Genomic DNA, 14119 nt, shown 5'->3' on the forward strand with positions numbered 1-14119 from the left:
AAAAGTCAATCGCGGTGTGCACTGCAGCATTGCCGCTACCGCACCGGATACGGCAACGGCACCGGAAGAAATCCGAAAGCCTTAGAGGCTGTCGCGCATCTCCTGAAACGATAAACGTGCCGAATAATTGGCAGCCACCGGCATATCGGCGGCGTCACGCGCTGGCTCGAACGTGTGATGTTTGAGCAGAACCGAACACATTTTCTGCTTCACGTACGCCCGGCGAAAATCGTCATCGATCGCGCAGCCGGTCACATCGCCGTTTTCGTTGACGGTCAGGGTGTAAGCAATGTGCGTGCGCCAGATCCGCAAACGGGATGCTGTCTTAAGGACCGCCCACTCGCCGTCGAATTCGACGAGCTTTACAGGTTCCGCCGCCATGTTCGCGGATGCTTTCGTCAGTTCGTCCTTAGCCATCGCTGCCGGTGTGATTGCGAGTGCAGCAATTGCAGCGAATGACGAAATGAGGCGAACCATCGAATATCCTTTGTTGTGGTTTGGCGACTTGAATTGGAAGCGCCGGATACTACGCAAAACACCTGCGCGCGCAATTATATCCTGCATAAAATGCTGCAGCGCAACGTAACGCGAAAATCTCGCGCTGGGTTGGAATAATCTTGCGAAGGCACCTCAGATAAATCCAAGCCCGTGAAACACGGTTAAGGCGCGTTAAGAGAATCGGGTCCGTTACAGCAGACCCGCTGCTTCCATGAGTGCCGTTGTAGACGGATCAAACTGACCCTCGCCTGAATCAAGCTGTTTCGCGATGGATTTGCCAAGCTCAACGCCAAATTGGTCAAACGGATTTATCCCCATCAGCACTGCGTTGGCGAAAGTGCGATGCTCATGAAACGCAATCAATGCGCCCAGCATCGCTGGATCGAGGTCATCGACGAGGAATATCGCGGAGGGCCGGTCGCCTTCGTAAGAGCGCGCCGGATCGTCGGAGTGCTGCCCCGCCATCAGCGCCGCACCCTGTGCAAGGCAATTCATAAGGAGTGCCTTATGGTGGGCCGGGTCAAGCTCGTCCCCCGGAGCAATGCTGGCAATAAAATCGACCGGGATCAGGTGCGTACCCTGGTGTAGCAGCTGGAACACCGCATGCTGCGCATCGGTCCCCACACCGCCCCATGTCACAGGCGCTGTCGGTCCGCTTACCGGATTGCCATCGGCGGTCACGCTTTTGCCGTTCGATTCCATTTCCAGCTGCTGGAGGTAATCGGGGAACAGCGCCAGCCGTTCATCATAGGCGAACACCGCGCGCGTCTGGCAGCCGCGAACCCGCGTGTAATACTGATCGGCAAAGGCGGCGAGCAGCGGAGCGTTTGCGCGCCCTTCGGTATCGCGGAAATGTGTGTCGATTGCGTGGGCGCCGGCAAGGAAGGCGCGGAAATCATCCATGCCGACCGCCATCGCAACCGGAAAGCCGATGCTTGACCAAAGCGAATACCGCCCTCCGACACTTTCGGGGAAAGGGAGTATCCGTGTTTCATCGACGCCCCATTCTACCGCCCGTTCCGGGTTCGCGGTCAATGCTATGACGCGGCCAGTCGGGTCGGTCACCCCTTCGTCCGCAAGCCATTTCAGCGCGCTCGCGGCGTTGGTCATCGTCTCCGTCGTGGTGAATGTCTTCGATGCGACAGCAATCAATGTCGCGTGCGGGTCACAGCCAGCAAACGCCTGCTCCAACGCCAGTCCGTCTATATTAGAGACGACATGCACGTCCACCAACGCCAGGTCGCGGGTCAAAGCATCCACGGCAAGGTCCGGGCCAAGCGCCGATCCGCCGATCCCGATATGGATAAGATGCTTTACCTCACCCAGCGCGCCCTGGTGGATTGCCTCCACCAGCATGCCCATGCGCGCCAGCAATGCCTCTGCCTCTTCGACCTGTGTTTCGGTGCCGCTGCCCCGCATCGCGCCGTGTGTCGCAGGCCGCCCCTCTGTCGGGTTCACGATCCCGCCATCGAACATGGCATCGCGTGCGGCCCCAAAACCGCTCGCTTCGACCAGCTCCTCAAACGCGGACAGTACGTCATCATCGAGATGCGTCTTGGACCAGTCGAGCAACATGCCATTGGTCCCGTGGCCGGGGATCTCAAACTCGAACCGCTGGCTCAGCTTGGCCACTCTGTCGGCATCTGCATCGAACAATTGCGCCAGCGTAGGCTGCGGCAAATCATTGAGACGGGACCAGATTTCATTGTGAGTATCGGAAGCCATGCAGCAAACCCCTTTGCGCGTTCAGTGTGTGCGAGTAAGGGGGCGGGCGATGGATGTTAAGACCCAATCTGCGACTTTGACGCAATCGGACGAAAATGCGTCCGGCGAAAGCTGGGGCAGCTTTGCGTTTTTCCTGCTGAAATTGGTCGTTGTGGTGTTCCTTTTCCGAACTCTGGTCTTCTCTCCCTTTTCGATTCCGTCGGAAAGCATGTTGCCGCGCCTTTGGAACGGGGATTACCTGCTGGCAGCAAAGTGGTCCTATGGCTTTTCCGGCAATTCGCTGCCGTTTGACGCTGGCCTGCCGCAAGGGCGCATCTTTGCAAGGGAGCCCGAGCGCGGCGATCTCGTCATCTTCAAACACCCCATCGACAACACCGATTATATCAAACGGGTGATCGGCCTGCCAGGTGACACGGTGGCCATCCTTGGCGGGCAGATCGCGCTGAACGGCGAACTGGTCCCGCGCCGCGCAGTGGGCGAATTTGACATTCCGATTTCTCAAAACACGACATGTGCGTGGGGCGGCGAAGAGGCCGTAAGCGGTGATGGAACGGCCGTGTGCCGATACAGCCAATTCGAAGAAACGCTGCCCGGCGGCAGAACCATCCCGGTGCTCGATTTCGGGCTGACGCAAGGCGACACGTTCAGCGCTGCAACTATTCCCGAAGGTCACATGTTCGTGATGGGCGATAACCGCGACAATTCGCGCGACAGCCGGTTCGAAGCGATGTCGGGCGATGCAGTCGGCATCGTCTCGCAGGACAGCCTTGTGGGTGAGGCTTCGATCATCATGTGGTCGACCGATGGCAGCGCCGAATGGCTGAAGCCGTGGACCTGGTTTACAGCCGCGCGCTGGGGCCGGATCGGAACCGTGCTGTGACCGCGCTCACCCCCGAAACGCGGCTGTGGCTGGAAGAGCACGGATTTTCCGTCAGTTCAGAGGCACCGTGGCTGGAGGCGCTGACACATGGTAGCTTTAACGGCGGGGCCAGCGACATCAGCGAGCGGGATTACCAGCGGCTAGAATTTCTGGGCGACCGCGTGCTGGGGCTGGCCGTAGCGAGCTGGCTTTACAGCGCGGGCGACGCACCCGAAGGCAAACTTTCCCAGCGCCTCAACGCGCTCGTCAGCGGGGCGACCTGCGCGCGCATTGCCCGCAATATCGGCCTTCCCGACCATATAAGGCTGGGCAAGCAGGCACGCGAGGATGGCGGGGCCGACAGCAACAATATCCTTGGCGATGTGATGGAGGCGCTGATCGGGGCAAGCTTTGTCGAACACGGCTTCGATACGACACGCGCGCTCATCTACCGCCTCTGGCAAGGCGAACTGGACGGCGATGCGGGCAAAGCAAAGCATCCGAAAAGCGCGCTGCAGGAATGGGCCGCAGGCAATCGCCGCGCCATGCCCAAATACGAAGTGACGGATCGCAGCGGACCGGACCACGCCGCCAGTTTCACCGTCAAGGTAAGCATTCACGGAGTGGGCGAAGCCGAAGGCGTCGCCACGAGCAAGGGCGAGGCTGAAAAGCACGCTGCAAAAGTATTTTTGGAGAAATTCGGGTGAGTTTGGAACAGGCGCCAGCACAATGCGGCGTGGTCGCGATTATCGGCGCGCCCAATGCGGGCAAATCAACTTTGGTCAATCAGCTGGTCGGCCAAAAGGTCGCGATCACCAGTGCCAAGGCGCAGACGACGCGCGCGCGGATGCTGGGCATCGCGCTATACGGAACGGTGCAGATGATCCTGGTCGATACGCCCGGTATTTTCGAGCCAAAACGCAGGCTGGACCGCGCCATGGTCAGCGCCGCATGGGAAGGCGCAGACAGCGCCGACGCGATTGTCCTGCTGGTCGATCCGATCAAACAGCGCCGCCACGAACTGATGCCGCTTCTGGAGGCGCTGTCGAAGCGGCCTGAGAAGAAAATTCTGATCCTCAACAAAGTCGACAAGGCAAAGAAAGAGCCGCTCCTCGCGCTCGCAGAGGAATTGTCGGCGCTGGCCGAATTCGAAGAGATTTTCTTTATCTCCGCGCTAACGGGCGACGGTGTGCCTGAAATAAAAGAGGCGCTGGCAAAGGTGATGCCCGAAGGTCCGTGGATGTATCCCGAAGATCAGGTTTCCGACGCATCGGAGCGCCTGCTGGCCGCTGAAATTACGCGTGAGCAGGTCTACGCCCAGCTGCACGAAGAGCTGCCCTATGATGCCGCAGTGCGCCCGGAAAGCTACACCGTGCGGCCTGACGGCAGTGTCGAAGTGCGGCAGCAAATCGTGATCGCCCGCGATAGTCAGAAACCGATCGTGCTGGGCAAAGGTGGTCAGAAAATCAAAGCGATCGGCGAAGCTGCGCGCGCCGAACTGGCGGAAATCTTGGGCGTAAAGGTGCACCTGTTCCTACACGTCAAAGTCAGCGAAGGCTGGAGCGATGACAAGGAAGTCTTCGAGGAAATGGGCCTCGACTGGGTGAAGTGAGGCTCCGGCCCTAACGCTTTTTAGCGATCTTGATCTTCTGCTGTTTGGCGAAATTCTTGGTCGAATCTTCGCTGCGGTTCAGCGCTTTTGCGATCTGTTTCAGGCCCTGCCCTTTGGAGGCGAGTAGCCTCAACCGCCCGGCTTCCTCCGCATTCCATGGTTGTTTGTGGCGCTCAAAATGTTCTTTGCTCATCAGCGCGGCCTAGGGCGTTGCATCCGCCATGGCGAGCGCAATCGGCGCTAATTGCCGCCCAGCTTTTCCAGCTTGGCTTTCAGCGCGCCCTCATCAAATGGCTTGACGATATAATCGTCTGCGCCCGCGCCAATGCCTTCGTGGATGTCCTTTGCCTCTCCGTTGGAAGTGCAGAAGATCACGATGGGTTCTTTCGGCGTTGGAATGGAGCGCAATTGGGTGACGAATTCGATCCCGTCCATTTCCGGCATGTTCCAGTCGGTAAGCACGATGGCCGGCATCGCTTTCTTACACTGGGCAAGCGCCTCTTCGCCGTTTTCCGCTTCGACCGGGACATAGCCCAGACTTTTCGCGATCTTCGATGAAACCTTGCGGATCACGCGGCTGTCATCGACGATCAGGCAGATTTGCGCGGCGTCTTTCCGAGCGCCATCATCACCGAAACGGTCGCGCATGACCTTTGCAGCGGCGACTATACTTTCGGTCTGCCCGTTGGCGGGATCGGGTTTAGGGGCGCGCGCAATTGCCTCTTCGGCCTGTCTGACAGCCTCGGGAGACGCATCTGGCGCATGCGCGGTGTCCGGCGCAGATTTGGAAGCAGAAGTGGCTTTGGCATCGGCTTCATCAGCCGCCGTCTGCGAACGCGCCTGGGTCAGACGTTCGGCAAGGCTCTTGCCTTCGCCAAGGTGCCGGTTGCGGTTTGGCCCTGCATTGCGTTTGATCAGATTTTGAATGGTTCGTGCTCCCCTCCGAGCGTGGCGAACTGGTCTTCGCCGCGTAGGTCGTGTCCGGAATCCTCGTCGTGCGATGTATCGCGCGTCATGTCGTCCAGCACCGGCTCACTAGCGCCTTCGCCGGGGGTCATCCGAACGTGCAAATAGGGCATCCAGACATCACCAAATTCAGCTTTCTGATACCACACATCGATGACATCATAGCTAGCCCACATCCCGTCCGGTTCGCGCAGGCGCAGCCCTTCACCGATGCGCGGTACCGCCGCAAAGCGGACGCGCGCCTGGTTCTGGTGGGTCTCGTTCTGAACTTCGATTTCAATCACGTGGCAATGTCCTCGATTCCATAAGGACATATTACGAGCCAATGCTTGACGATTTACGAACGTATCAGCGTGAAAACCAAGATTATAGAACTGGTTAATCCAAGGTTTCGGCTTACTTCGCCGGAGCCGCTTTCTTGGCGGCCGGTTTCTTCTTGGCGGCGGTTTTCTTTGCGGGTGCCTTTTTCTTTGCAGGCGCTTTTTTGCCCTTTTTCTTTGCCGGTCCTTTCGCCGCGCGCGCGTCGATCAGCTCGATCGCCTGCGCCGCCTCGATATCTTCCGGCTTCACATCTTTAGGGATCGTCGCGTTGACAGTGCCGTCGGTCACGTAAGGGCCATAGCGGCCCGGCATAACCTTGATCTCGCCGCCGCTGGTCGGGTGTTCGCCCAGCGTCTTGATCGGTTCAGCCTTACCTCGAGAGCCACCTTTCCGGTTCGCCGCCTCGGCCAGCATCGTGACCGCAGCGTTCATACCGGTGTCGAAGACATCGCGGGTGGATTGCAGTTTGGCGTATTTGCCATCGTGACGCAGATAGGGGCCGTAACGGCCGATGGCTGCCTCAATTTCCTTGCCAGTTTCTGGGTGCGCGCCAACAATACGCGGCAGGTCGAGCAGCTTGATCGCCCATTCCAGATCGAAATCGTCGAGGTCTTTGGGGATAGAGGCGCGCTGTTTCTTCTCATCGACCTCCATCTCGACATAGGGGCCGAACCGGCCCGACTTGCGGTGGATTTCCGCGCCTGTTTCGGGGTGCGTGCCCATCAGGCCGTCCTCGGCAGGATCTTCGCCGTCCGCGCCCGGCTGTGCGAAACGGCGCGTGTATTTGCATTCGGGATAGTTCTGGCACGCGACAAACGCACCAAATCGGCCCCCGCGCAGGTTGAGCTTGCCGCCCTCGCGCCCTTCCTGCTCGCAAAGCGGGCAGAAACGGGCATCCTTGCCGTCTTCGCGCGGCGGGAAGAGATAGTCGGAAAGGTATTCGTCGAGCACCTCGGTGACTTCGCTCGGCAGCTTTTCCATGACCTCTTCGGTCTTGGGTTTGAAGTCTTTCCAGAACTTGGCGAGCAAGGTCTTGTATTCCTCGCGCCCGTCCGAAACGACGTCCAGCTCCTCCTCCATTCCGGCGGTGAAATCATAGGCGACATATGTCGGGAAAAACCGTTCGAGAAACGCCGTGAGCAAACGTCCGCTTTCCTCGGCGTGAAACCGGCTTTTCTCCATCCGCACATAATCGCGGTCGCGCACCGTCTGGATGGTAGAGGCATAGGTCGATGGGCGTCCGATGCCCAATTCTTCCAGCCGCTTGACGAGGCTCGCTTCGGAGAAACGGGGCGGCGGCTGGGTAAAGTGCTGGTTCGCCTCAACTTCGTTTTTCGCCGGCACATCGCCGTCCTTCATCGCGGGCAGCAGGCCGTCTTCATCATCATCAGACTTGTCATCGAAGCCTTCCTGATAGACCGCGAAGAAACCAGGGAATTTGACGACCTGGCCATTGGCGCGCAGTTCATGCTGGCCGGTCGCCTCGCGCAGGGTGACGGTGGTGCGTTCTAGCTGGGCGGCGGCCATCTGGCTCGCCATCGCGCGCTTGAAAATCAGCGAATACAGCTTTGCCTCGTCCCCTGACCCAACCTTGTCACGGCTGAAATTGGTCGGACGGATCGCTTCGTGTGCTTCCTGTGCGTTCTTGGCCTTGGTCGAATAGAAGCGCGGCTTTTCAGGGCGGTAGTCATCGCTGAACCGTTCCGATATCGCATCGCGCGCAGCCATGATCGCGCTCATGTCCATCTGCACACCGTCGGTACGCATGTAGGTGATCGCGCCCGCTTCATACAGCGACTGCGCCAGCCGCATTGTGTGGCTCGCGGAAAATCCGAGCTTGCGCGAAGCCTCTTGCTGCATTGTCGATGTCGTGAATGGCGGCGCGGGGTTGCGTTTCAGCGGTTTGGTTTCGACGCCCTCGACGGTGAAGCGCCCTGCCTCGACAGCAGCTTTCGCCTCCATCGCGGCGCCCTCATTGCCAAGGCTCAGCTTTTCCAGCTTTTCGCCCTTGTACCGCACCAATCGCGCATCGAAGGCTGTCCCGTCATGCTGCAATTTCGCGAGCACCGACCAGTATTCATCCGCCCGGAAAGCCTCGATCTCACGCTCACGGTCAACAATCAGACGCAGCGCAACAGACTGGACGCGGCCTGCCGATTTGGCACCGGGCAGCTTGCGCCACAGAACGGGCGAGAGAGTAAATCCGAACAGATAATCGAGCGCACGGCGCGCCAGATATGCATCAATCAGCGGCTGATCGAGTTCGCGGGGAGACTTCATCGCCTCGGTGACGGCGGATTTGGTGATCGCGTTGAATGTGACCCGGTCCACCTTGGCCGGAAGGTTCTTACGCTTTCGCAACAATTCCTGGACGTGCCAGCTAATCGCTTCGCCTTCGCGGTCGGGGTCGGTCGCGAGAACCAGCCGGTCGGCATCCTTGGCCGCGTCGCTGATCTCCTTGAACCGCTTTTGCTTGTCGCGGTATAATTCCCAATCCATCGCGAAGTCTTCATCGGGCCGCACGCTGCCATCCTTTGGCGGCAAATCGCGAACGTGGCCGTAACTGGCCAGAACCTTGAAATCCTTGCCCAGATATTTCTCGATAGTCTTCGCCTTGGCCGGCGATTCAACAATAACAAGCTGCATGATGGTCCGGTCTATGTCCCTACACGTGTACGTACGCGCGAGAGTGGGATCGGGGCCCGCGCGCCGTCAAGTGGTCATTCAAGGGTGTCGATGAGTTGATCCATCTGCCCTGATTGCAGGCCATATACCGCAACGCCCAGCAATGTCAGCCATGCCGATGCAATATAAATCGCGGCATTCACGGCGATAAGGATTAGCGCGCCGCCAGCATCCACGGCAGATCCGGCATCGGGAACGGCAGTGAAGAGTGCGCCAAAGGCCGCGAAATGAATCGCGACCGGCGGCAACAACGCGATTGAGAGCGGCATTTGGGCGGGCTGCGACGCGTGCCAGCTCCACCGCATCGCGGCAACAGCCCCTTCATCAGTGGTGACAGCCCGCGCGTAGGCGGAGAGCCAACGCATCATCAGATACAGTCCGGGCAGTAGCAGTAAGAACAGGCCGAAAGTAACCGCAAAACTGATCAAAAGGCCAAGCCCGAAATAGGTGCCAAGCCCGCTTCGCATCCCATGGACAAGGAGACCGCCCGCCTTCATCACACCGACCAAGAGCGCAAAACCCAGTCCCCACATAACAATGGTCAGGATAAGGTTGGCCGCGTCGGCATCGTAAAAATAGATATCGAAAACCGAATATGTCGCGGTGTAGATTAAAACATAACCGATCAGATACGCGCTACCTGCTTTTGCAAGCCGCAGCTGTTCATCATGAATGTCTGCGAGGGTTAGCGGACCCAAGATCGCTACTCAAAGACCTCGGCCAGTTCATCGGCATTGTTATGCAGCAACCGGTACACCGCGACCGGAAACGCGATGAACAGGACGGTCGAAATGCCATCCGCCACGGCGACCGCAATTACGCCAGGAATTGATGTGAGCTGGTCTGCCAACGCGAACGCCCCGCCAATGACCGAGCTTATAATCAGCACTCCGACGAAGAGGATCAGCGCCGCGCCAAGGATCGACCAGGAATACCCGCGCACCCTGTTCCAGCTTTCCCCGAATGTATCCATCGCAGGCGTGTCGGCTTCCACGACCAGCGGCAAAACCATGACCCAACGTATGGCGAGGATTATGCCGGGCACGATCAGGATTAAAAATCCAAACACGATCCCGATGGAGGACAAAAGATAGATACCGAACCACGGCCAGAACCTGTCGAAACCGGGCGAAATTGTCTGACGGACGATGGCTGCAAGCAGCCAGTATAACAGCACCACACCGGCAATGGTCGATGCAATCACCACGATCACGGCGAGAATGCCCTTCGCCATCAGGCTTTCGGTCAGCATGAAGCCAAACCCGAAACCCATCGCGTTGCTCGAAGAGGGATCAATATAGGTGGTTATCGCGCCAATCGGAATCCACATGGCCAGAAAAATGCCAATCGCCCTGGCATTTTCGCGGATCTCTTCCACGGTCTGGTTCAGCAAATTGCCGAGCGTTGCTTGTTCATTCATTTTCCGGTTCGCCCCTGCTTGATCCCTTATCTGTCAGACTGCCTTGGTCAGGCTGATCAGTCCACCTGTATGTCGTTCAAGTTCCCCGGTAATTTCCAGCTCGAGCAGGGCCATGTGCACGGCTGAGGGGCTCGCACCCGATTGGCGGATCAGTTCATCAATCGCGATGGGGGCTGTAGAAAGCAGCCCTTCTATCGCTTCGGCTCCCTCCAGCGGATCGGCCTCCGCCAGTTCGCTGTAATCGAAATTGGCAGCATCCTCCGCCACCCGGAACGTGGACCGCGGTGCGCCGGTAAAACTTTGCAGCAATTCAATCACTTCTTCCGGGCTTTGCACCAACACCGCCCCGTCGCGGATCAGCTGGTTGCAGCCGAGCGAGCGGGTGTCGAGCGGCGATCCGGGTATCGCCATAACCTCGCGTCCCGCTTCGCCCGCCAGCCGCGCGGTGATGAGCGTGCCCGATTTGGGCGCAGCCTCTACCACCAGCGTTCCGCTTGCCAGACCTGCGATAATGCGATTGCGACTGGGGAAATGCCGCCCGCGCGGCTCGGTGCCCGGCGGCTGTTCTGCGATCAGCAGCCCCTCGTTTGCAATCCGCTCCTGCAAATCGGAGTGCTGCGGCGGATAGGCAATGTCGATGCCGCTCGCGATGACGCCGATGGTGCGCGGAAATGCACCCTCATGCGCTGCTCCGTCGATGCCGCGCGCTAGCCCGGAGACAACGGTAAAGCCCGCTTGCGAAAGTTCGGCGGCGAATTCGCGTGCCAGTTTGACAGCCGCCGCGCTGGCATTGCGCGCGCCAACCATGGCGACGCACGGCTCGCTCGCCAATTCCAGCTGGCCGCGGCAGGTTACGATGGGCGGCGCGCTTTCCAGCTCTGCCAGCAAAGCGGGATAATCCGCCTGATCGTGAAACAGATAGCGCGCGCTCGCTTGACGCACAGCGCCCACCTCGCGCTCAATCCGATCGGCAGGTGCGGCTTTATACGGCGATTTTCCGCGCGCCGCGAGGTCGGGCAGTGCCTCCAGCGCCTCTACCGCCGTGCCGAACCGCGCAAGCAGTTTGGCATAACTGACCGGCCCGATATTGGGCGATCGCAGCAGGCGAATGCGCGCAAATGCCTCTGCCTGCGATAGTCCTGTTGCGGCTGGCGCGTTCACTTTTTGCTGCCGACCTTCGGTTCCTCACCCTTCGTCAGGCGGGCGATGTTTTCGCGGTGGAGATAGACGATTAATCCGGCAATCGCGGCCAGAACGGGGAAAAACTGCGGAAAGCCAAACAGCGGAGCGGCAGCAGCGGCAGCGATAACCGCGCTCATCCCGGCGAGCGAGGAAATGCGGAATATCGCCAGCATCGAAACCCAGATCAGCGCATAAACAAGGCCCAGCGGCCACGCGAGGCCGAACGCAACGCCGGCATTGGTGGCCACGCCCTTGCCGCCTTTGAAACCGAGCCAAACGGGAAAACAATGCCCAAGCACCGCGCCGCCCGCAGCAAACGCCTTTGCCACGTCGCTGTTATCGCCCGCCCAAATCAATCCGGCGGCGAAAACGGGCGCGAAACCTTTTACGAGGTCGAGCAGCAATGTGCCCGCCGCCAGCCCTTTATTCCCCGTCCGCAGCACATTGGTCGCGCCGATATTGCCGCTGCCAATGCTGCGCACATCGCCCAGCCCTGCCGCCTTGGTCAGCAGCAAGCCAAAGGGTATCGAGCCTGCAAGATAGCCGAGCAATGCGGCGAATAACGGTTCCATGATGACCCCAATGTGCTGCGCGGACGGTCAAACGCCCGCTTTCCTTTTGCCGTTGCCTAAGTAATAGACCGCAGCGCGGCAAGTTTACAGCGGACAATTATAGCCATTTCAGACCCTTCTTCCCCTATCCTCCTCTTCGATTCAGGCATGGGCGGCCTTACCGTATTGGCTGAATTGCGCGAGGTTTTGCCGGATGCTCCGGTGATATACGCGGCCGATCTGGCGGGCCTGCCTTATGGGACGAAGACGGAGGCAGAGGTCGCAGCGCGCGTTTGCGGGTTGCTGGGGCGCATGGCCGAACGGTATCGCCCGCGCCTGATCTGCATCGCCTGCAATACAGCCAGCACAATTGCGCTGGGCATGGTCCGCGATGTGCTGGAAATCCCGATTGTCGGGACGGTGCCCGCGATCAAGCCTGCGGCGAAGCTGACGCAGACTGGCGTGATCGGCCTCCTCGGCACGGCGGCGACGGTTCGCCAGCCCTATGTTGACCGGCTGGAACAGCAATTTGCCGCCGATGCCGTGCTGCTGCGCTGCGCCGCGCCGGCACTGGTCGACCTTGCCGAGGCAAAGATTGCAGGCCGGGCCATCGCGTTGGATGACGTGCGCCGCGCCGCAGCAGGACTGCTCGATGCGCCGCGCGGCGGAGAGATCGACACGGTCGTCCTTGCCTGCACCCACTTCCCTTTGCTCGAGGAGGAGCTGGCGCAGATATTCGGCCCGCAGGTCCGCTTTGTTCACGGGGCAGAAGGGATTGCCCGCCAGATCGCGGCGTTGACCGATGGACAGCCTTTCGCCCGCGCTTGTCCGGACCGCGCGATTGTCACAGGCGATTCGGGCGCTTCGGGCATGGAACCGGTGAGGAAACACCTCAAAAAATACGGGCTCGATCAACTCGATCAGTTTTAACTGCGAGCGAATCGCAAAGATCGCGGTGGCAAACAGGGAACCGATTGCCTATTTCGTCGCTGTTGAACGCGGTTCCTAACGCCGCACTGCCGACGAGAGCGCACGTGAATTACGATAAAATTTTCGATTCCGCGATTGACCGACTGCATGAAGAAGGTCGTTACCGCGTCTTCATCGACATCATGCGGAACAAGGGCGCCTATCCCAATGCGCGCTGTTTTCACGGCCATAACGGCCCTAAACCGATCACCGTGTGGTGCTCGAACGATTACCTGTGCATGGGCCAGCATGAAAAAGTCATCGGCGCGATGGAAGAGGCGCTGCATGATGTTGGCGCGGGTTCCGGCGGCACCCGCAATATCGGCGGCAACACGCATCTTCATGTCGAGCTGGAGCGCGAGCTTGCCCAGCTGCATGGCAAAGAAGGCGCGCTTACCTTTACCAGCGGATACGTGTCCAACGATGCGACGCTTTCCACGCTGGGCAAATTGCTGCCCGGCTGCGTCATCTTCTCCGACTCGCTGAACCACGCCAGCATGATTGCCGGCATTCGCAATTCGGGCTGCGAAAAGCGGATTTTCCGTCACAATGACATGGCGCATCTCGAGCAGATGCTGGCCGCCGAACCTGCGGAAACGCCAAAAGTCATCGCATTTGAAAGCGTGTATTCGATGGAAGGCGATGTCGCCCCGATCCACGCGATCTGCGACCTTGCCGAAAAATACAACGCCCTCACCTATATCGACGAAGTGCACGCCGTGGGCATGTACGGCGAACATGGCGGCGGCATTTCAGAGCGGGACAGCGCGGCGCACCGGATCGACATTATCGAAGGCACACTGGGCAAAGCGTTCGGCGTGATGGGCGGTTACATCGCGGCCGATACCCGCGTGATCGACTGCATCCGCTCCTATGCTCCGGGTTTCATCTTCACCACATCGCTTTCGCCGGTGCTGGTGGCAGGTGTGCTTGCCTCGGTAAAACACCTCAAATCCTCCAGCATCGAGCGCAATGCGCAGCAACAGGCCGCCGCAATGCTCAAACTGAAATTCGCCGAAGCCGGTTTGCCAGTGATGGATTCAACCACGCACATCGTCCCATTGATGGTCGGCGATCCAGTGCACGCAAAGAAAATCAGCGATATTCTTCTGGCGGAATACGGCGTCTATGTGCAGCCGATCAATTTCCCGACCGTGCCGCGCGGCACGGAGCGGCTGCGATTCACCCCCGGCCCCCATCACACCGAAGTGATGATGGATGAACTGACAGACGCGCTGGTCGAAATCTGGGACCGGCTCGAAATGGATCTGGCCGAAGCTGCATGACCGCCGCCGCCCTAGCGTCCTTTGTTATCACGCAAAGCTGCGCTA

General features: G+C 59.4%; 15 protein-coding genes. 6 read left to right on the forward strand and 9 right to left on the reverse strand.

Annotated features, from left to right (window positions below):
* Positions 1–81: 81 nt before the first annotated feature.
* Positions 82–477: a hypothetical protein gene (locus tag ACGHU1_RS02300; RefSeq protein ID WP_390582986.1), complete on the reverse strand. Its 396-nt coding sequence runs from the start codon at positions 475–477 to the stop codon at positions 82–84.
* Between the two features lie 210 nt (positions 478–687).
* Complete coding sequence (gene pgi, locus ACGHU1_RS02305) at positions 688–2223, reverse strand: glucose-6-phosphate isomerase (protein ID WP_390582988.1); 1536 nt, start codon at positions 2221–2223, stop codon at positions 688–690.
* A gap of 49 nt (positions 2224–2272) precedes the next feature.
* Here pgi and lepB point away from each other — a divergent pair, with 49 nt between their 5' ends.
* The 3 genes from lepB to era are packed head-to-tail and all read left to right on the forward strand — an operon-like array spanning position 2273 to position 4694.
* Positions 2273–3103 carry a signal peptidase I gene (lepB, locus tag ACGHU1_RS02310; protein WP_390582990.1) on the forward strand — a complete coding sequence of 277 codons (831 nt, stop codon included), beginning with the start codon at positions 2273–2275 and terminating at the stop codon, positions 3101–3103.
* Positions 3040–3789: a ribonuclease III gene (gene rnc, locus ACGHU1_RS02315; protein ID WP_390582992.1), complete on the forward strand. Its 750-nt coding sequence runs from the start codon at positions 3040–3042 to the stop codon at positions 3787–3789. The genes lepB and rnc overlap by 64 nt, the downstream gene beginning before the upstream one ends.
* Positions 3786–4694, forward strand: coding sequence for a GTPase Era (gene era / locus ACGHU1_RS02320; RefSeq protein WP_390582994.1), 909 nt, complete (start codon positions 3786–3788; stop codon positions 4692–4694). The genes rnc and era overlap by 4 nt, the downstream gene beginning before the upstream one ends.
* 10 nt (positions 4695–4704) lie before the next feature.
* Here era and ACGHU1_RS02325 read toward each other — a convergent pair whose 3' ends face one another.
* Both ACGHU1_RS02325 and ACGHU1_RS02330 read right to left on the reverse strand, forming a co-directional pair.
* Positions 4705–4887 (reverse strand): hypothetical protein, encoded by a 183-nt coding sequence (locus ACGHU1_RS02325; protein ID WP_390582996.1) that lies wholly within the window; start codon positions 4885–4887, stop codon positions 4705–4707.
* A 47-nt stretch (positions 4888–4934) separates the two neighbouring features.
* Positions 4935–5342, reverse strand: coding sequence for a response regulator (locus ACGHU1_RS02330; protein WP_390582998.1), 408 nt, complete (start codon positions 5340–5342; stop codon positions 4935–4937).
* A gap of 528 nt (positions 5343–5870) precedes the next feature.
* On the opposite strand from ACGHU1_RS02330, the gene ACGHU1_RS02335 reads away from it, so the two are divergent.
* Positions 5871–5927, forward strand: a complete 57-nt coding sequence (locus ACGHU1_RS02335; protein ID WP_390583182.1) for a hypothetical protein — start codon at positions 5871–5873, stop codon at positions 5925–5927.
* Positions 5928–6056: 129 nt separating this feature from the next.
* Here the strand turns inward: ACGHU1_RS02335 and topA are convergent, their stop codons facing one another.
* From topA to plsY, 5 genes are all read right to left on the reverse strand, one after another.
* A complete protein-coding gene (gene topA, locus ACGHU1_RS02340; protein WP_390583000.1) occupies positions 6057–8627 on the reverse strand; it encodes a type I DNA topoisomerase in 2571 nt (856 codons plus the stop codon).
* Between the two features lie 74 nt (positions 8628–8701).
* Positions 8702–9364, reverse strand: a complete 663-nt coding sequence (locus ACGHU1_RS02345; protein ID WP_390583002.1) for a hypothetical protein — start codon at positions 9362–9364, stop codon at positions 8702–8704.
* A gap of 5 nt (positions 9365–9369) precedes the next feature.
* Positions 9370–10086 (reverse strand): glycerophosphoryl diester phosphodiesterase membrane domain-containing protein, encoded by a 717-nt coding sequence (locus ACGHU1_RS02350; protein ID WP_390583004.1) that lies wholly within the window; start codon positions 10084–10086, stop codon positions 9370–9372.
* A gap of 33 nt (positions 10087–10119) precedes the next feature.
* Positions 10120–11247, reverse strand: coding sequence for a DNA-processing protein DprA (gene dprA / locus ACGHU1_RS02355; protein WP_390583006.1), 1128 nt, complete (start codon positions 11245–11247; stop codon positions 10120–10122).
* Entirely contained in the window at positions 11244–11840 is a 597-nt protein-coding gene (gene plsY / locus ACGHU1_RS02360) for a glycerol-3-phosphate 1-O-acyltransferase PlsY (protein WP_390583008.1), read from the reverse strand. The genes dprA and plsY overlap by 4 nt, the downstream gene beginning before the upstream one ends.
* A gap of 147 nt (positions 11841–11987) precedes the next feature.
* On the opposite strand from plsY, the gene murI reads away from it, so the two are divergent.
* Together murI and hemA are read left to right on the forward strand one after the other, a co-directional pair.
* Complete coding sequence (murI, locus tag ACGHU1_RS02365) at positions 11988–12749, forward strand: glutamate racemase (RefSeq protein ID WP_390583010.1); 762 nt, start codon at positions 11988–11990, stop codon at positions 12747–12749.
* 104 nt (positions 12750–12853) lie between these two features.
* Positions 12854–14074: a 5-aminolevulinate synthase gene (gene hemA / locus ACGHU1_RS02370; protein WP_390583012.1), complete on the forward strand. Its 1221-nt coding sequence runs from the start codon at positions 12854–12856 to the stop codon at positions 14072–14074.
* Positions 14075–14119 lie beyond the last annotated feature (45 nt).

The organism is Erythrobacter sp. MTPC3 (genome assembly GCF_042854385.1).
GTDB lineage: Bacteria > Pseudomonadota > Alphaproteobacteria > Sphingomonadales > Sphingomonadaceae > Erythrobacter.